Raw genomic sequence first — 17,693 nt, 5'->3', positions numbered from 1 at the left:
GGAGAGAGCGGGCGAAAGTGAACGCTCGCGGGGCGACAGTTACGCCCGCTCGCGCTCCACGCGATTCACGCCGGCCACGCGCCGCAGGTTGCGGATCAGGTGCGCCAGGTGCACGCGGTCCTTCACCTGGATCGTGAAGCGCAGCTGGGTCATCATGTGTTCGTCGTCCTCGTCCATGCCCACATAGGTGATGTTGGCGTCGGACTCGCCGATTTCGGCCGCCACGCGCGCGAGGATGCCTTTTTCGTTGTTGATCAACAGGCGTATGCGGCAGTCGAACCGGCGATTGAGCTCCGTGCCCCACTGTACCGCGATCCAGCGGTCCGGCTCCTTCAGGCGCAACCGCTTGCCCTGCGAGCAGTCTGCCGTGTGCACCACCAGCCCCTGGTCGCGCCGCAGCTGGCCGATGATCGAGTCGCCCGGGATCGGCAGGCAGCACGGGGCCAACTGCACCGACACGCCCTCGCTGCCGTAGATCGTGACCGGGTCCAGCTCGCCGCCGGCAGCCGGCTGCGCCGCCGGCAGGGCGCCGGTCTCGTCCATCAGGCCGAAGATGTGGCGCGCCACCAGCGCCGGCATGCGCTTGCCGATGCCGATGTCCGCATACACCTCTTCCAGTGACTTGGCCGACGATTCGCCCAGCAGCTTTTCGACCGTGGCCGGCGGCAGGTCGGGCTTGATGCCCAGCACGCCCAGCGCCTGCGCCAGCAGCTCCTGGCCCAGCTCCACCGATTCGTTCAGGTTCACCGTGCGCAGGTGGTGGCGGATCGCCGAGCGCGCCTTGCCGGTGCGGACAAAGCTGAGCCAGGTGGGGCTCGGCCGCGAGTCGGGATCGGTGACGATTTCGACGATGTCGCCGTTGTGCAGCTCGGTGCGCAGTGGCTGCGGCTCGTGGTTGATCTTGACCGACACCGTGTGGTCGCCAATGCCGGTGTGGATCGAGTAGGCAAAGTCGAGCGCGGTGGCGCCGCGCGGCAAGGCGATGATCTTGGACTTGGGCGTGAATACGTACACCGAATCGGGGAACAGGTCGACCTTGACGTGCTCCAGGAACTCGGCCGAGTCACCGGTCTGCTGCTGGATGTCGAGCAGCGACTGCAGCCACGCGTGGGTGCGCTGCTGCAGGTCGCTCATGTTGGCGTCGCCGTTCTTGTACAGCCAGTGCGCCGCCACGCCAGATTCGGCGGTGCGGTGCATCTCCTGGGTGCGGATCTGGAATTCCACCGGCGTGCCGTACGGGCCGATCAGCGTGGTGTGCAGCGACTGGTAGCCGTTGATCTTGCGGATCGCGATGTAGTCCTTGAACTTGCCCGGCATCGGCTTGTACAGCCCGTGCAGCGCGCCCAGTGCCACGTAGCAGTTGGGGACCGTGTCCACCACCACGCGAAAGCCGTACACGTCCAGCACCTGCGAGAACGACAGGTGCTTGTTGCGCATCTTCTTGTAGATGCCGTACAGCGTCTTTTCGCGCCCGTACACCTCGGCCGGGAGCCCGGCCATCGCGAGCGTGTTCTTGACCGCCTCGAGGATCTTCTTGACCACCTCGCGCCGGTTGCCGCGCGCCGCCTTGACCGCCTTGGCCAGGGTGCGGTAGCGCATCGGGTACAGGTGCGAGAACGCCAGGTCCTGCAGCTCGCGGTAGATGTTGTTCAGGCCGAGCCGGTGCGCGATCGGCACATACACTTCCATCGTCTCGGACGCGATGCGGCGCTTTTTGGCCGGCGTCATGAAGCCGAGCGTGCGCATGTTGTGCAGCCGGTCGGCCAGCTTGATGAGGATGACGCGCACGTCGCTGGCCATGGCCAGCAGCATCTTGCGGAAGTTTTCGGCCTGCGCCTCGACCAGGCTCTGGAACTCGATTTTTTCGAGCTTGGACAGGCCGTCCACCAGGTTGGCCACCTGCGGGCCGAAGCGTTCGATCAGTTCGTCCTTCTTGACGTCCTGGTCTTCCATCACGTCGTGCAGCAGCGCGGCCATGATGGCCTGGGCGTCGAGCTTCCAGTCGGCGCAGATTTCGGCGACGGCGATCGGATGGGAAATGTAGGGCTCGCCGGACTTGCGCAATTGCCCAAGGTGCATCTCGTCAGAGAAGCGGTAGGCTTCCTTGACCTTTTTCAGTTCGGCGGGGGTGAGGTATTGCTGGAGCTTGTTGACGAGCTGCGTGACCGAAGCCACGCCTTGCGACGCGTCGGCGGAATCCTGCTGCGCAGGCTCCGGGCGCCTGGCCCGGGTCTTGGCGTTGCCTGCTTGAGTCGAATCCGGGGTGGTCAGGTTCATACGCAATGTCGTTCAGCCCTTGTTTGAACAGAATAACAGAATTACGGACTGACTCCCCCGGATGACCGGAGAAACTTACATCGGCACCTTTTTCAGCATTTCCAGCCCGACTTTACCGGCGGCGATTTCGCGCAGGGCCAGCACGGTCGGCTTGTCCTTGGCTTCGACCTTGGGGGTGTGGCCTTGCAGGAGCTGGCGCGCGCGGTAGGTGGCTGCCAGGGTCAGCTGGAAGCGGTTGGGGATGTTCTTGAGGCAATCTTCAATGGTGATGCGGGCCATGTTGTTCACTCCTGAATAACGATGTGATACGCGCGCTTAGGCAAGCGAGCGGGTCACGATTCTTGTTGCGCGTGGATACCCAGCTGGGCAAACAGCGAGGCGTTGCGGGCGGCCTGCTGGGCGAACCGGCAACGTGTCGCTTTGACAATCGCCTGCAGTTCGGACAGGGCGACGTTGAACTCTTCGTTGATGATAGCATATTCGAACTCGGGAGCGTGAGCGATCTCCCCGCCGGCCGCCAGCAGGCGCCGGGTGATGATGTGCGGCTCGTCGGTGCCGCGCTTGTACAGGCGCTCTTCCAGCGCGGCGATCGACGGCGGCAGGATAAAGATGCCGGCCGCATGCGGGAACTGCTTTTTCACCTGGCGCGCGCCCTGCCAGTCGATTTCCAGCAGGATGTCGGTGCCGTTCTTCATCTCCTGTTCCACGGTCAGGCGGCTGGTGCCGTAGTAGTTGCCGTGCACCTCGGCCCATTCCAGGAATTCGCCGCGCTCGGCGCGCGCGACGAAATCGTCGGCGGTGGTGAAGTAGTATTCGCGGCCGTCCTGTTCGCCCGGGCGCGGCGCGCGCGTGGTGGTCGAGATCGACAGCTTGATGCCCGGCTCCAGCGCGAGCAGGGCATTCACCAGGGTCGACTTGCCGGCGCCGGACGGGGCGGCGACGATGAACAGGCTGCCGGAATAGGCGGGGGCGGGGACGACGGACATGGTGTGGTTCCTCAAAACTTAAAACGGGTTCTGCAGGCTGTGTGGCTGCACTTGCGCTGGTTGAACGCGTGGGCAGAGATCTGCCCACCCTACGTGTCAGCGCCGGCGGCGCCGGTAGGGTGGGCGGGTCTCCCGCCCACGCGTTCAACTACCGGTAGCGATGCCGGGCGCGATTTATTCCAGATTCTGCACCTGCTCGCGCATCTGCTCAATCAGCAGCTTGAGCTCCATCGACGCATCGGCCAGCTCCTTGACCGAGGCCTTGGCGCCGAGCGTGTTGGCCTCGCGGTTCAGTTCCTGCATCATGAAGTCCAGGCGCTTGCCGACCTGGCCGCCTTTCTTGAGGATGTGGCGCGTCTCGGCCAGGTGCGCGGACAGGCGCGACAGCTCTTCGGACACGTCGATGCGGATGCCGTACAGGGTGACTTCCTGGCGGATGCGCTCGAACACTTCCTGGCGCGACAGCGCCTGCGGGTTGCCGTGCCCGGCCAGGCCCAATGCGTCCTGCATGCGCTCGACCGCCTTTTGCTGGAACTGCGAAATCACCTGCGGGATGAGCGGGGTGATGCGCTTGACGATGTCTTCCATCGCGTCGATGCGCGACACCAGCATCGCTTCGAGCGCGGCGCCTTCGCGCTTGCGGCTTTCGACGAAGGCGGCGATGGTCCTGGCGGTGAGGGCCGCCACATCGGCCTGCAGCGATTCCTGGCCGACGTGCGATTCCTCGATGACGCCCGGCCAGCGCAGCAGCTCGGCCACCGTCATCAGCGGGGCGGAGACGAAATGGCGGGTCACTTCGGCCTGCAGGCGCGCCAGGTCGGCCAGCAGGTCCTGGTTCAGCACTTGCGAGCCGCTGGCCACCTTGCGGCCGAACGACACCCGCACCTCGACCTTGCCGCGGCTGATGGCGCCCATGATCGCGGTGCGCAGGTCGGGTTCGAGGGCGCGCAGGTCGTCGTTGATGCGAAACTGCAGGTCAAGAAAGCGCGAGTTGACGCTCTTGATTTCGATTGTGAGGGTGCCGGCCGCCCCTTCGCTGGTGGCGACCGCGTAACCTGTCATGCTTGAAATGCTCAATGGATTCCCCGGTTTTTATTCTTTACAAAGAACAGATTTATCCACACAATCGCCGTGTTACGCAAGGAACCCATGGATGGCCGCACAAAATAATGCTCCCTTGCCCGATGGGCTCGAAATTGCCGGATATCGCATTGTAAAGAAAATTGCGTCCGGCGGGTTCAGTATTGTATATCTCGCCTATGACGGCGAGGGCAATGCGGTCGCCATCAAGGAGTATCTTCCCAGCGCGCTTGCGCTGCGTCAGCCCGGCGAGCTGGTGCCGACCATCGACAAGCCCAACCTGCCCATTTTCCGCATCGGCCTGAAGTGCTTTTTCGAAGAGGGGCGGGCGCTGGCGCGCATCGTGCACCCGAACGTGGTCCGGGTGGTCAACTTCTTCAAGGCGCACGACACCGTATACATGGTGATGGCCTACGAATCGGGCCACACGCTGCAGGAGCGGATCGCGCGCGTGGCGTCCAAGGGCAGCCGGCTGTCGGAAGCGGCGATCTGCCAGCTGTTCATCGGCGTGTGCTCGGGCCTGCGCGAGGTCCATGCCAACAAGCTGCTGCACCTGGATATCAAGCCGGCCAACATCTACCTGCGTACCGACGGCACGCCGCTGCTGCTGGACTTTGGCGCGGCGCGCCAGACCATCGAGACCGACTCGCCGCTGCTGCGGCCAATGTACACGCCCGGCTTCGCGCCGCCCGAGCTGTACACCAAGGGCACCCCGCTGGGGCCGTGGTCGGACATCTACAGCATCGGCGCGTCCATGTTCGCCTGCATGAGCGGCGCACCGCCGCAGCCGGCCAACCAGCGCAAGAACGAGGACACGATGCAGGCCCAGTTTGACGCGCTGGCAGGCACCTATTCGGACGAGCTGGTGGCCATGGTGCGCGCCTGCCTGGCGCTGGACCCGCTGGCGCGGCCGCAAAGCGTGTTCGCGCTGCAGAAGGTGCTGCAGGCGGCGCTGCCGAAGGCCGCCGAGCGCAAGCGGGCGGCCGGGCCGGAAAAGGGCGGATGGCGCGGCCTCGTGGGCAAGCTGGGCCTGCGCGCGCGCGGCAAGGCTGGCGGCCAGCAGACCTGAACGGAGCTTGACCATGCAGTTTTCGGTGTACCAGAAGAGCGACATCGGCGCGCGCCGCGTCAACCAGGACCGGATGGGCTACAGCTACACGCGCGAAGCGCTGCTGCTGGCGCTGGCCGACGGCATGGGCGGGCACAAGGGCGGCGAGATCGCGGCCACGATCGCGATGCAGGCGCTGTCGTCGCTGTTCCAGTCGCACGCCGCGCCCTACGTCAAACGGCCCGAGCGCTTTTTCGAAGAGGCGTTCCTGAAGGCGCACCATGACATCCTGCGCTACGCTGCCGTGCACCAGCTGTCCGATACGCCGCGCACCACGGTGGTGGCCTGCCTCATCCAGCACAACACGGCGATCTGGGCGCATTGCGGCGACTCGCGCCTGTACTGGGTGCGGCGCGGCCAGCTGCTCGGGCGCACGCGCGACCACTCGCACATCGAGTACCTGATCGCCAAGGGCCGCGCCAGCGAATTCGAGCGCAGCACCCACCCGGACCGCAACAAGCTGTACAACTGCCTGGGCGCCTCCCAGCCGCCGAATGTGGAAGTGTCGCGCCAGGCCAGCCTGCAGGCGGGCGACGTGATGATGCTGTGTTCGGACGGGCTGTGGTCGATGCTGCCGGACCATGACATCGTGCAGCGCCTGTCCACCAGGACCGTGGTACAGGCCGTGCCCGACATGATCGAGACCGCGCTGGAAGTGGCCGGCCCGAAGGCCGACAACACGACCGCGCTGGCGATCATGTGGCAGGGCGCGGGCGACGAGGCGACGGCCGCAGGCAACGACCTGATCTCGACCCAGATGCTGCCCGAGCACGAGGTCAACAGCACCATTGCCGACGAACCCGCGCCGCAGGCCGCGGACGCGGCCGATGCGTTCAACGAGGACGAGATCGAAAAGGCGATCGCCGAGATCCGCGAGGCGATCGAGAAGTCATCCCAATTACTAGACAAAGGCACACCATGACGTTCGAACAACGCCCGAGCGCTCGCGCGGTCGACCAGCTGCGCGACATCCGCCTGACGCGCCAATACACCAAGCATGCGGAAGGCTCGGTGCTGATCGAGTGCGGCGACACCAAGGTCATCTGCACCGCCAGCATCGAGGACAAGGTGCCGGGCTTCCTGAAGGGGAAAGGGCAGGGCTGGATGACGGCCGAATACGGCATGCTGCCGCGCTCGACCCACACGCGCATGGACCGCGAGGCCGCGCGCGGCAAGCAGTCCGGGCGCACGCAGGAGATCCAGCGCCTGATCGGCCGCTCGCTGCGCGCCGCGTTCGACCTGGAGGCGTTCGGCGAGCGCACGCTGCAGATCGACTGCGACGTGATCCAGGCCGACGGCGGCACCCGCACCGCGTCGATCACCGGCGCGATGGTGGCTGCGTATGACGCGTTTGCGCGGCTGGTGGCGCAAGGCGTGATCCCGGCGGTGCCGGTCAAGCATTTCGTGGCCGCGATTTCGGTGGGCGTATTCCGTGGGATGCCGGTGCTGGACCTCGATTATGTCGAGGATTCGGACTGCGACACCGACATGAACGTGGTGATGACCGATGCCGGCCACTTTGTCGAAGTGCAGGGCACGGCGGAAGGCGCGGCCTTCGACCGCGCCGCGATGAACCGCCTGCTGGACCTGGCCGAAAGCGGCATCGCGCAGCTGATTCGCCTGCAAAAGCAGGCGCTGGCCATCAACTCATAAACGTCGTCCCCGCGCAGGCGGGGACCCATGCTGAGCTCGAACTGCTCGCGGCGATCTTGCGGCCTGCCCAGCTGTCCATGGGTTCCCGCCTGCGCGGGAACGACGTCTCAGGAGGCGTGGGCCAAAGGCCGGCGCAGCAGGCTCGCCACCATCACATACAGCCCCAGCCCATACTCCACCACCTTGACCGCGTGCTGGACCATCGTATTCACGGCCGGCCCGGCCAGGTGCTCGACATTCGAGTACATGCTCGCCAGGTTCACGATCATGTGCAGCAGCACGAGCAGCCACAGACTGTTGGCGCGGTAGCGCGCCGCGGTGAACATCAGGCCGGCGCCGGTCGACATGAATGCCCACACGAATGCGTTCGCCCAGTTCCCGTCCATGAAGCCGTGAATCAGGTGCATGGACCCGAACAGCACGCCGTTGATGAGGATCGCCTGCCATTGCGGAAGGCTGAGCAGGATCACGAAGATCACGCCGCGAAACAGCAGCTCCTCGCCGAACGCGTTAAAGAGCTGCATCACCAGGTCGTCGCCGACGCTGCTCCCTTCGCGGGCGTGCACACCCATCGAGGCGAACATGAGCACCGGCACCAGGCACGCCAGGTAGAACGGGCTGGGCTTGAGGTTGCTGAATCCAAGGCGCACCTCGCGCCGCATCCCGAACAGGTGGGTCAGCAGGAGCGGCAGCAGGATGGTCGATGCGAAGGCGACCATCTTGACCTTGCCGAAGCTGGCCGGCGCCAGCGCCATGCCGGTCTTCAAAATCGCGACCGTGAGGGCAAACTGGAAGCCGGCGCACAGCACGGCGGTGAGCACAGGGCGCTTGTTGGCGAATTCGCGGAGGGACATGTCGTTTTCCGATCTGGTTGTTGTTGAACTGGCGCCACTGTAACGACGCCGCGCAGCGCCGGCCAAGGGAGTGCGACGAACTGCACGATTTCAGGGATAAGCGGTCAATACCCGGCGCGCGAGGCGAGCGCCGCGCGGCGGCGGTACAATACCGGTTTGCCCGATTTCGCTCCTGCCGCCATGACCCAACGCCTCGTCCTCGCCTCCAACAACGCCGGTAAACTCAAGGAATTCGCCCAGCTGCTCGCGCCGATCGGCTTCGAGCTGCACCCGCAGGGCGAGTTCAACGTGCCCGAGGCGGAAGAGCCGTACGCGACCTTCGTCGAGAACGCGCTGGCCAAGGCGCGTCATGCCGCGCGCCTGACCGGGCTGCCCGCGCTGGCCGACGATTCGGGCGTGTGCGTGAACGCGCTCGGCGGCGCGCCCGGCGTGTATTCCGCGCGCTACGCCGGCGAGCCGAAATCGGATGCCCGCAACAACGAAAAGCTGGTGGCGGAACTGGCGGCGCATGCCGACAAAACGGCGTATTACTACTGCGTGCTGGTCTACGTGCGCCATGCCGACGACCCGCAGCCGGTGATCGCCGATGGCATGTGGCGCGGCGAGATGGTCGATACGCCGCGTGGCGACGGCGGCTTTGGCTACGACCCGTATTTCCTGGTGCCGTCGCTGGGCAAGACCGTTGCCGAGCTGGCGCCGGAAACGAAGAACGCCATGTCGCACCGCGGCCAGGCGCTGCGCGCGCTGGTCGAGAAGCTGAAATGATCCCGATTAAACCGGTCGATGCGCGCAGCGAGCCACGCTCGCCGGCCACCGCCGCCCTCCAGTACCTGAAGCCCGGCGCGCTCAACCTGCAGGCGCTGCCGCCGCTGTCGCTGTACATCCACTTCCCGTGGTGCGTGCGCAAGTGCCCGTACTGCGACTTCAACTCGCACGAGGCCAAAGGCGCGCTGCCGGAACAGGACTACCTGGACGCGCTGCGGCTGGACCTGGAGCAGTCCCTGCCGATGATCTGGGGCCGGCCGATTCGTACGATCTTCATCGGCGGCGGCACGCCCAGCCTGATGTCGGCGGCGGGTCTGGACCGGCTGCTGTCGGACGTGCGCACGCTGCTGCCGCTGGAGCTGGACGCGGAGATCACGATGGAGGCCAACCCGGGCACCTTCGAGGCCGAGAAGTTCCGCTCGTACCGCGAGAGCGGCGTGAACCGGCTCTCGATCGGTATCCAGAGCTTCAACGGGGCGCACCTGAAGGCGCTGGGACGCATCCACGACGAGCGCGAGGCGCGCCGCGCGGTCGAGATCGCGCAGGCGAACTTCGACAACTTCAACCTGGACCTGATGTTCGCGCTGCCGTCGCAAACGCTGGACGAGGCAAGGCGCGACCTGCAAACGGCGCTGTCGTTCGCGCCGCCGCACCTGTCGATGTATCACCTGACGATGGAACCGAACACGGTGTTCGCCAAGTACCCGCCGCAGCTGCCGGGCGAGGACGAGAGCGCGGACATGCAGGATATGATTCTTGAGGCGACCGCGGGCGCCGGTTACGATCATTACGAGGTGTCGGCCTATGCGCAGCCGGGACGGCGTGCGCGCCACAACCTGAATTACTGGCAGTTCGGGGACTACCTGGGCATCGGCGCGGGTGCGCACTCGAAGCTGTCGTTCCCGCACCGGGTGCTGCGGCAGGCGCGCTTCAAGCAGCCTGCTTCATACATGGAAGCGGCGCGCGCGGGCAACCCGGTGGCGGAAGAGCACGAGATCGCGCGGGCCGACATGGGCTTCGAGTTCATGCTCAATGCGCTGCGGCTCACGGAAGGCTTCGATCCGAACCTGTTTGGCGAGCGCACGGGGATGGGCATCAACGCGATCGACAGGCAGCTGAACGAGGCGGAGGCGAAAGGGCTGCTGTACCGCGACCACAAGGTGATCCGGCCCACCGAGCTGGGGCAGCGGTTCCTCAATGACTTGCAGGAGATGTTCCTGGCCGCGTGAGGCCCGGGGTGCGTAGGGTGGGCGGGTTTCCCGCCCACGCGTCCAGATCACGCATGCACTGGCTGAACGCGTGGGCAGGAAGACCTGCCCACCCTACGACGGCGTGAATCAGAACTGTTCCCATTCGCCGCCAGCTGCCGCCAGCTCGGGCTCGCGCCGTGCCGGGCGCTTGGCGGCAGTGGCTTTCTGCGCGATGCGCCTGGTTGGCGGCGCGGTCTTTGCCACCGCGCGCGGGGCAACCGGCGCGGGCACGCTTTGTCCCGCCCCCAGCCGGAAGCGGCTCGCCGCCGCGGCCAGCCGTGCCGACTGCTCCTGCATGCTGGCCGCCGCCGCGGCGGCTTCCTCGACCAGCGCCGCATTTTCCTGCGTTGCGCGGTCCATGTGCGTGATCGCTTCATTCACCTGGTCGATGCCGGCGCTTTGCTCGCGGCTGGCCGCCGTGATCTCGGCCATGATGTCGGTCACGCGCGCCACGCTGTCCACCACTTCCTTGATCGTCGCACCGGCGCGCTGCACCAGTTCCGTGCCCTGGTTCACCTGCTCGACCGAGTCGCCGATCAGGGTCTTGATCTCCTTGGCCGCTGCCGCGGAACGCTGTGCCAGGTTGCGCACCTCCGAGGCCACCACCGCGAAGCCGCGACCCTGCTCGCCCGCGCGCGCCGCTTCCACGGCGGCATTGAGCGCCAGGATATTGGTCTGGAAGGCGATGCCATCGATGACGCCGATGATGTCCACGATCTTGCGCGAGGAGGCGTCGATCGAGCCCATCGTGTCGACCACCTTGCCGACGATCTCGCCGCCACGGCCGGCCACCGTCGATGCCGCCTGGGCCAACTGGTTGGCCTGGCCGGCGTTGTCGGCGTTGTGGCGCACGGTTGCGGTCAGCTCTTCCATCGACGATGCCGTCTCTTCCAGCGCGCTGGCCTGCTGCTCGGTGCGCGCCGACAGGTCGAGGTTGCCGCTGGCGATTTCGCCCGATGCGCCCGCGATGGCGTGGGTGCCCGCCTGGACCTCGCCCACCAGCTTGGCCAGGCCGTCGTTCATCTGCTGCAGCGCGCGCATCAGGTCGCCCACCTCGTCCTTGGGCTGGGCCGTGAACACGGTGGTCAGGTCGCCGCTGGCCACCGCCTGCGACACCTTCACGGCCGAGGCCAGCGGACGGGTGATCGAGCGCGCCAGCAAGAAGGCGCACACGCCACCGAACGCCAGCATCAGCGCGCCGAGCAGGATGCACAGCATGGTGTCGCGTTCGGTTGCCGCTTCAATGCGGTCGGCCATGTCGTCGCTGATGCGGCGCTCCAGCTTGAGCATTTCTTCGACGCCCGCCTTGTAGGCGTCGGTGGCGGGCGTGAACACTTCCTTGTAGAGGCGGTCGGCTTCCTCGAGCTTGCCGGCCTTCTTGGCGTCGATCACGGCGTTCTTGGCGGCCTGGTACTTGTTGCGCGTCTCGTTGAGTGCGGCGAACACGGATTTTTCTTCGTCGGTCACGAGCCGGCTCTGGATCTTCTTCATCACCGCGCTGCCATCGCGCGCGCCGTCGGCAATCGCCTTGGCGAAGGTCACGCCGAGGTTGGTGTCGGTGCTGCCCGCCACCATCGCGGTGCGCCACACGCCGCTCATGATGAGGGTCTTCATATCGGCCGCGAGCCGTTCGGTCACGATCGGGTCGGCCATCATCTGGCGCATCGAGGCCACGCTGCTGCGCGCGTTGAGCAAGGCGTAGGTGGTCGAGACGATCGACAGTCCAAGAATGAGGGCAAAGCCAAGGGCGAGGCGGGTCCCGATCTGCAGGTTCTGGAAATATTGTCTCATTTAATATAGTTGATATAGATGAATCGACGTTGAGACGATTATGACCGATCCCGCTCGATCATGGTGCAGAGTGTTGCATTTGGGCAAAAAATGTTGCCTGGGGCTTGACGCCGTCGCCTTGGAGTGGGAGAGAGGCAGCAGACCGGCCGGGGCAGCTGGCTCTCCTTGTATGGACGTTGCTGCGTCTGATTATGCCTGAGTCATTACGCCGTGTGCATAAGTAGTTCCCGATGGGAAATTTCTACAACACCGAGGTGGTCCAGCTTCACCCCGAGGTCGTTCCAGCCAGGGTTGCGATGGCGTGCGACAGCCCGGCCACGACGCGCGCCATCGATGTGTAGTTGAGCTTGTCGGTGGTGTCCGATGCCGTGTCGTCGTAGGGGGAGCGCAAGAAAGCGGTGTCGGTGAGCATCAGGGCCGGGTAGCCAGGGCCGGACAGGGTGAGGCCCTGCACGTAAGCTGGTGCGGCCAATCCCTGGGCCGGGAGGTCGGGGCCGGCACGAAATGCTGCCAGCGCCTGCGCGACGACCTGCGCCCAGGCACGCGTGCCGACGAAGGCGATAAAGTTGCCGGGGGCCGGGTCGTGACCGGCCGGGCCGGGCGGTCCCTCGTTGACGAGAAACGTGAACCTGACTTCGGTGCCCTGGCGCGGGTGCGCGGCCCTGAGCAGCCGTGCCAGTTCCAGCACGGCGGCCGCGCCGCTGCCGTTGTCGCCGGCACCCGGCGTCGGGCTGTAGTGCGCACCGATGATGAAGATGCGGTCCGGGCGCGCGCCGGCCGCGACGTTGGCCAGTGAGACCTCGATGTTGCGCACCACGACGCGGTCCGCCAGGTATTCCTGCCGGCGCACCCGGTAGCCTTGCTGCGCCAGCGTGTCCTCGATATAGCGGGCGGCGTGCGTAGCCGGGTTGTGTTCGCTGGACGCGATCGACTCGACGTTGGTGCGCAGGCGCGCGGCCAGCCCGGGCGTGGCGGCGCCGGGGCTCATCGTGATCACCGCCAGCAGCACGAGGATGACGAGCGCGACAATGGATTTCCAGTGTGTGGCAAGAAAGGTTCGCATGGCAGTCTGCCGGCGCGAAAGGGGCGCCGCTCAACTGGTAGACACGGCAGGCGCATCCAAGTTCGCCGCGGCGGGCGGGATTGTGAACACGAAGCCAATCAGGGGGGCGAGCGCACGGGAACGGCCAAGGGCGCGTAGGGTTGGCTCTCGAGCCCACGCCGACGTACGCGGCGCGTGAGCAACGCGGGGGCTCAGGAGCCCACCCTGCGATACGTGCGACGACAAATGAAAAAGGGTTCCGGCTTTCGCGGGAACCCTTGCAGAAGGTGAGATCTGGAACTTACGCGCCGGGCGCTGCGGTGCCGCTCCAGCCGCCACCGAGCACGCGGTACAGCGTGACCTGGTTCTGCAGCCGTGCCAGGTTGGCCTGCACTGCCGTCAGCTGGGCCTGGAACAGCGAACGCTGCGCGTCCAGCAGGTCGAGGTAGCTGGCGGTGCCGGTGCGGTAGCGCTGGTTGACCAGGCTGAAGCGGTTGGCCTCGGTGTCGGCCGAACTGCGCGCCGCGCGCAGCTGCTCGGCGAACGTGGCCTGGCCGGCCAGCGCGTCGGACACCTCGCGGAACGCGGTCTGGATCGAGCGCTCGTACTGCGCCACCGCGATGTCGCGCCCGGCCTTGGCCGAGTCCACGCCGGCACGGGTGCGGCCGAAGTCGAAGATCGGCATCGTGATGTTCTGCTGGAACTGCCAGCCATACGAGCCGCTGGAGAACAGGTTCGACAATTGCGTGCTGGCGCTGCCGCCGTTCGCGGTCAAGGCGATGCGCGGGAAGTAGGCCGCGCGCGCCGCGCCGATGTTGGCGTTGGCGGCGATCAGCTGCTGCTCGGCGGCGCGGATGTCCGGGCGCTCGGCCAGCAGGTCCGACGGCAGCCCGGCCGGCAGGTCGGGCAGGTTGGTCGCGGCCAGCGTGCTGCCGGCCGGCAGCGCGCCCGGGATCGGCTGGCCGATCAGGAGCGTGAGCAGGTTGTCGTCCTGCGCGCGCTGGCGCAGCTGCTGCTGCAGCACGAAGCGCGCGTTGTCCACCAGCGACTGTGCCGAGTCCAGGTCGATGCGCGAGGCCACGCCGTTCTCGAAGCGCAGGCGGATCAGGCGCAGCGACTCTTCGCGGGTCTTGAGTGTGTCGCGGGTGAGGGCGAGCTGCTCGTCGTCGGCCAGGGCCAGCAGGTAGGCGTTGGCGACCGAGGCGATCAGGCTGATCTGCGCCGACTTGCGCGCTTCCTCGGTGGCCAGGAACTGCGCCAGCGCCGCCTGCGACAGGTTGCGCACGCGCCCGAACAGGTCGAGCTCGAAGGCGGACACGCCGATGCCGGCCTGGTACACGCTCGTGATCGTGTCCACACCGTTGACCTGGGTGCTCTGGCGGTTGCCGTTGAAGGCCGCCGACAGCGCCGGGAACTGCTGCGAACGCGTGATCTGGTACTGCGCGCGCACCTGCTCGATGTTGGCGATCGAGATGCGCAGGTCGCGGTTGTTGGTCAGCGCGATGTTAATCAGCTGCTGCAGGCGCGCATCGGTAAAGAACTGCTGCCAGGCGATCGTGGCCGGCGCCTGGGCCGCCACCGGGTTGCCGCTGGCGTTGGTGCCGCCGACGGTCGGGAAGCTGGTGGCCACCGGCGCCGCCGGGCGCTCATACTTGGGCGCCAGGTTCACGCAGCCGGCCAGCGCCATGGCCAGGGCCAGCGGCGTGGCGAAGAGTTTGATTTTTCCAATCATATTTTTTCCTCGATTTGGGCCGCGGCTTCCTGTTCGTGCGCATACATTTTGCGCTGGCGCTCGCTGCCCTTGAAAATGCTGCGGATCACGACGAAGAACACCGGCACGAAGAACACGCCGAGCGCGGTGGCGGCCAGCATGCCGCCCATCACGCCGGTGCCGATCGCGCGCTGCGAGGCCGCGCCCGCGCCGCCGGCGATCACCAGCGGCAGCACGCCCAGGATGAAGGCCATCGACGTCATCAGGATCGGGCGGAAGCGCAGGTGGCAGGCCTTGATCGCCGCTTCCACCACCGACATGCCCTGCGCCTGCAGGTCTTTTGCGAACTCGATGATCAAGACCGCGTTCTTCGCGCCCAGGCCGATGATCGTGATCAGGCCCACCTTGAAGTACACGTCGTTGGGCAGGCCGCGCATGGTGGCCGCCAGCAGCGCGCCCAGCACGCCCAGCGGCACCACCAGCAGCACCGACACCGGGATCGACCAGCTTTCATACAGCGCCGCCAGGGCCAGGAACACGGCCAGCAGCGAGAAGCCGATCAGGATGAACACGGTCGAGCCGGCGAGGATCTCCTCGCGCGACTGGCCGGTCCATTCGAACGCAAAGCCGGCCGGCAGCTGGCCCGCCAGGCGCTCCATTTCGGCCAGCGCCTCGCCCGACGAGTGGCCCGGGGCCGGTTCGCCAGTGATGCTCATGGCCGGGTAGCCGTTGTAGCGCACGGTCTGCATCGGGCCGGTGACCCAGTGCGTGGTCGCGAAGGCCGACAGCGGCACCGGCTGGCCCTTGGTGTTGAGCGCGTTGATCTTGAGCAGGTCTCCCGGCTGCATGCGCGACGGCGCGTCTGCCTGCACCACCACGCGTTGCAGGCGGCCGGCGTTCGGGAAGTCGTTGATGTAGGCCGAGCCCAACGTGGTCGAGATCGCGGTGTTGATCGCGTCAAAGGTCACGCCCAGCGCCTGCGCCTTGTCGCGGTCGATATCGAGCGACAGCTGCGGTGCGTCTTCCAGGCCTTCCGGACGGATGCCGGTCAGCACCGGGCTCTTCATCGCCATGCCCAGCAGCTGGTTGCGCGCGGCAAGCAGGGCGTTGTGGCCGGCGCCGCCGCGGTCCTGCAGGCGGAACGAGAAGCCGGCGCCGCGGCCCAGCTCGGGAATCGGCGGCGGGCTGATCGCGAAGATGAAGGCGTCGCGCAGGCCCATCAGGCGGCCGGTGATGCGGCCGGCCAGGTCTTGCGCGCTGTGGCCGGCGCCTTTGCGCTCTTCCCACGGCTTCAGGATGATGAAGCCCAGGCCCATGTTCTGGCCCTGGCCGGAGAACGAGAAGCCGGTCACGGCCACCATGTCCGACACCTCCGGCTGCTTGAGGATGAAGTCCTCGGCCTGGTTCAGCACGGCGCGGGTACGCTCCGCGGTTGCGCCCGGCGGCAGCTGGATGTTGGCGATGATGTAGCCCTGGTCCTCGTTCGGCAGGAACGAGTTGGGCATGCGGGTGAAGATCAGCGCGACCACGGCGGCAACGACGCCGAACACCACCATGGCGCGGCCGGTGCGGCGCAGGATGCGCGCGACCAGGCTTTCATAGTCGCGGGCGCCGCGCGCAAAGCTGCGGTTGAACCAGCCGAAGAAGCCGCGCTTTTCGATGTGGTGGCCCGCTTCCACGGGTTTGAGCAGGTGGGCGCACAGGGCCGGCGTGAGCGACAGCGCCATGAAGGCCGAGAACGCGATCGAGGACACCATCACCGCCGAGAACTGGCGGTAGATGTTGCCGACCGCGCCGGCGAAGAACGCCAGCGGCACGAACACCGAGATCAGCACCACGGTCACGCCGATGATGGCGCCGGAAATCTGGCCCATCGCCTTGCGCGTGGCCAAGAGCGGCGGCAAGCCTTCCTCGCTCATGATGCGCTCGACGTTCTCGACCACCACGATGGCGTCGTCCACCACGATACCGATCACCAGCACCATGCCGAACATGGTCAGCACGTTGATCGAGAAGCCGAGCGCGAGCAGGGTCGCGAACGAGCCGAGCAGGGCGACCGGCACCACGATGGTCGGGATCAGGGTGTAGCGGATGTTCTGCAGGAACAGGTACATCACCAGGAACACCAGGAACACGGCCTCGACCAGGGTTTCCACCACTTGCTTGATCGAGATGTCGATGAACTTGGTGCTGTCGTAAGGAATCGAGTACTTCATGCCTTTCGGGAAGTACTTGGACAATTCCTGCATGCGGGCCTTGATCAGGTTGCCGGTCTGGAGCGCGTTACCGGTCGGCGACAGCTGCACGCCGATGCCGGTGGACGAGCGCCCGTTCAGGCGCGCGCTGGTGGCGTAGCTCTGGCCGCCGATCTCGATGCGGGCCACGTCCTTCAGCCGCACGGTCGAGCCGTCCGGGTTGGCGCGCAGCACGATGTTGCCGAACTGCTCGATGGTCGACAGCTGGCCGGTGACCACCACGGTGGCCGTGATCTGCTGGCCGGCGGCGAGGGGCAGGTCGCCGATCGTGCCGGACGCGACCTGGGCGTTCTGCTGGCGGATCGCGTTGTTCACGTCGTTGGGCGACAGGTTGAAGCCGACCAGCTTGGCCGGGTCGATCCAGATCCGCATCGCCTTCTCGGTACCAAACAGCTGGGCCTGGCCCACGCCGTCGATCCGCTGGATTTCAGGCAGCACGTTGCGCGAGGCATAGTCGCCGAGCGCGATCGGATCCCAGTTGGGGTCGTCCGACGAGAGGATGGTAAACAGCAGGAAGTTGGAGCGCGCCTTGTCCACGCGCACGCCCTGCTGGACCACCGCCTGCGGCAGGCGCGGGGTGGCGCGCGACAGGCGGTTCTGGACGTCCACCTGGGCCAGGTCGGGGTTGGTGCCGGTCTCGAAGCTGATGGTGATCGAGCCGGTGCCGTTGGCCTGGCTGGTCGATTCCATGTACACCATGCCGGGCGAGCCGTTCATCTCGCGCTCGATGACGGAAATCACCGAGTCTTCGAGGGTCTGGGCCGAAGCGCCCGGGTAGGCCACCGAGACCACGATGGTCGGCGGCGCCACGGTCGGGTATTGCGCGATCGGCAATTGCTTGATCGCGACGCCGCCCAGCACCATGATGAACAGGGCGATCACCCAGGCAAAGATGGGGCGGTCAATAAAAAAACGTGCCAT

At 66.4% G+C, this 17,693-nt stretch carries 14 protein-coding genes; 5 read left to right on the top strand and 9 right to left on the bottom strand.

Annotated features, from left to right (window positions below; genetic code table 11):
* Window positions 1-39: 39 nt before the first annotated feature.
* From NX774_RS05440 to NX774_RS05425, 4 genes are all read right to left on the bottom strand, one after another.
* Window positions 40-2,277, bottom strand: coding sequence for a RelA/SpoT family protein (locus NX774_RS05440; protein ID WP_258821135.1), 2,238 nt, complete (start codon window positions 2,275-2,277; stop codon window positions 40-42).
* 75 nt (window positions 2,278-2,352) lie between these two features.
* Window positions 2,353-2,556: a DNA-directed RNA polymerase subunit omega gene (rpoZ, locus tag NX774_RS05435; RefSeq protein ID WP_258821134.1), complete on the bottom strand. Its 204-nt coding sequence runs from the start codon at window positions 2,554-2,556 to the stop codon at window positions 2,353-2,355.
* 53 nt (window positions 2,557-2,609) lie between these two features.
* The gene (gene gmk / locus NX774_RS05430) at window positions 2,610-3,263 is read right to left on the bottom strand and encodes a guanylate kinase (protein ID WP_258821133.1); all 654 of its coding nucleotides are present in this window, start codon (window positions 3,261-3,263) and stop codon (window positions 2,610-2,612) included.
* A gap of 174 nt (window positions 3,264-3,437) precedes the next feature.
* Window positions 3,438-4,325 carry a YicC/YloC family endoribonuclease gene (locus NX774_RS05425; RefSeq protein ID WP_258821132.1) on the bottom strand — a complete coding sequence of 296 codons (888 nt, stop codon included), beginning with the start codon at window positions 4,323-4,325 and terminating at the stop codon, window positions 3,438-3,440.
* Between the two features lie 91 nt (window positions 4,326-4,416).
* Between NX774_RS05425 and NX774_RS05420 the strand changes: the two genes are divergently transcribed.
* Genes NX774_RS05420 through rph form a run of 3 tightly spaced genes read left to right on the top strand, consistent with a single transcriptional unit; the run spans window position 4,417 to window position 7,104 of the window.
* On the top strand, window positions 4,417-5,412 hold the full coding sequence (locus NX774_RS05420; protein WP_258821131.1) for a serine/threonine protein kinase: 996 nt from the start codon (window positions 4,417-4,419) through the stop codon (window positions 5,410-5,412).
* A 13-nt stretch (window positions 5,413-5,425) separates the two neighbouring features.
* Window positions 5,426-6,373 carry a PP2C family protein-serine/threonine phosphatase gene (locus tag NX774_RS05415; RefSeq protein WP_258821130.1) on the top strand — a complete coding sequence of 316 codons (948 nt, stop codon included), beginning with the start codon at window positions 5,426-5,428 and terminating at the stop codon, window positions 6,371-6,373.
* Window positions 6,370-7,104 (top strand): ribonuclease PH, encoded by a 735-nt coding sequence (rph, locus tag NX774_RS05410; protein ID WP_258821129.1) that lies wholly within the window; start codon window positions 6,370-6,372, stop codon window positions 7,102-7,104. Before NX774_RS05415 ends, rph begins: the two co-directional genes overlap by 4 nt.
* Before the next feature lie 107 nt (window positions 7,105-7,211).
* Here the strand turns inward: rph and NX774_RS05405 are convergent, their stop codons facing one another.
* Window positions 7,212-7,958, bottom strand: a complete 747-nt coding sequence (locus NX774_RS05405) for a CPBP family intramembrane glutamic endopeptidase (RefSeq protein ID WP_258821128.1) — start codon at window positions 7,956-7,958, stop codon at window positions 7,212-7,214.
* 180 nt (window positions 7,959-8,138) lie between these two features.
* Between NX774_RS05405 and rdgB the strand changes: the two genes are divergently transcribed.
* Together rdgB and hemW are read left to right on the top strand one after the other, a co-directional pair.
* A complete protein-coding gene (gene rdgB, locus NX774_RS05400; protein ID WP_258821127.1) occupies window positions 8,139-8,723 on the top strand; it encodes an RdgB/HAM1 family non-canonical purine NTP pyrophosphatase in 585 nt (194 codons plus the stop codon).
* A complete protein-coding gene (hemW, locus tag NX774_RS05395) occupies window positions 8,720-9,952 on the top strand; it encodes a radical SAM family heme chaperone HemW (RefSeq protein ID WP_258821126.1) in 1,233 nt (410 codons plus the stop codon). Before rdgB ends, hemW begins: the two co-directional genes overlap by 4 nt.
* Before the next feature lie 108 nt (window positions 9,953-10,060).
* On the opposite strand, the gene NX774_RS05390 is transcribed toward hemW, so the two are convergent.
* The 4 genes from NX774_RS05390 to NX774_RS05375 form a co-directional block, all read right to left on the bottom strand.
* The gene (locus tag NX774_RS05390; protein ID WP_258821125.1) at window positions 10,061-11,764 is read right to left on the bottom strand and encodes a methyl-accepting chemotaxis protein; all 1,704 of its coding nucleotides are present in this window, start codon (window positions 11,762-11,764) and stop codon (window positions 10,061-10,063) included.
* 265 nt (window positions 11,765-12,029) lie between these two features.
* On the bottom strand, window positions 12,030-12,827 hold the full coding sequence (locus tag NX774_RS05385; RefSeq protein WP_258821124.1) for a M28 family peptidase: 798 nt from the start codon (window positions 12,825-12,827) through the stop codon (window positions 12,030-12,032).
* Window positions 12,828-13,107: 280 nt separating this feature from the next.
* Entirely contained in the window at window positions 13,108-14,538 is a 1,431-nt protein-coding gene (locus NX774_RS05380; protein WP_258821123.1) for an efflux transporter outer membrane subunit, read from the bottom strand.
* The gene (locus NX774_RS05375; RefSeq protein WP_258821122.1) at window positions 14,535-17,693 is read right to left on the bottom strand and encodes an efflux RND transporter permease subunit; all 3,159 of its coding nucleotides are present in this window, start codon (window positions 17,691-17,693) and stop codon (window positions 14,535-14,537) included. Before NX774_RS05375 ends, NX774_RS05380 begins: the two co-directional genes overlap by 4 nt.

It is taken from the genome of Massilia agilis (genome assembly GCF_024756255.1).
Lineage (GTDB): Bacteria > Pseudomonadota > Gammaproteobacteria > Burkholderiales > Burkholderiaceae_D > Telluria > Telluria agilis.
Note: the sequence above shows the minus strand (reverse complement) of the source record. Positions and strands in the feature narration are given on the sequence as shown.

Coding starts and splice junctions, on each gene's coding strand:
- NX774_RS05440 (WP_258821135.1), bottom strand. CDS start 2,277: ATGAACCTGACCACCCCGGATTCGACTCAAGCAGGCAACGCCAAGACC.
- rpoZ (WP_258821134.1), bottom strand. CDS start 2,556: ATGGCCCGCATCACCATTGAAGATTGCCTCAAGAACATCCCCAACCGC.
- gmk (WP_258821133.1), bottom strand. CDS start 3,263: ATGTCCGTCGTCCCCGCCCCCGCCTATTCCGGCAGCCTGTTCATCGTC.
- NX774_RS05425 (WP_258821132.1), bottom strand. CDS start 4,325: ATGACAGGTTACGCGGTCGCCACCAGCGAAGGGGCGGCCGGCACCCTC.
- NX774_RS05420 (WP_258821131.1), top strand. CDS start 4,417: ATGGCCGCACAAAATAATGCTCCCTTGCCCGATGGGCTCGAAATTGCC.
- NX774_RS05415 (WP_258821130.1), top strand. CDS start 5,426: ATGCAGTTTTCGGTGTACCAGAAGAGCGACATCGGCGCGCGCCGCGTC.
- rph (WP_258821129.1), top strand. CDS start 6,370: ATGACGTTCGAACAACGCCCGAGCGCTCGCGCGGTCGACCAGCTGCGC.
- NX774_RS05405 (WP_258821128.1), bottom strand. CDS start 7,958: ATGTCCCTCCGCGAATTCGCCAACAAGCGCCCTGTGCTCACCGCCGTG.
- rdgB (WP_258821127.1), top strand. CDS start 8,139: ATGACCCAACGCCTCGTCCTCGCCTCCAACAACGCCGGTAAACTCAAG.
- hemW (WP_258821126.1), top strand. CDS start 8,720: ATGATCCCGATTAAACCGGTCGATGCGCGCAGCGAGCCACGCTCGCCG.
- NX774_RS05390 (WP_258821125.1), bottom strand. CDS start 11,764: ATGAGACAATATTTCCAGAACCTGCAGATCGGGACCCGCCTCGCCCTT.
- NX774_RS05385 (WP_258821124.1), bottom strand. CDS start 12,827: ATGCGAACCTTTCTTGCCACACACTGGAAATCCATTGTCGCGCTCGTC.
- NX774_RS05380 (WP_258821123.1), bottom strand. CDS start 14,538: ATGATTGGAAAAATCAAACTCTTCGCCACGCCGCTGGCCCTGGCCATG.
- NX774_RS05375 (WP_258821122.1), bottom strand. CDS start 17,693: ATGGCACGTTTTTTTATTGACCGCCCCATCTTTGCCTGGGTGATCGCC.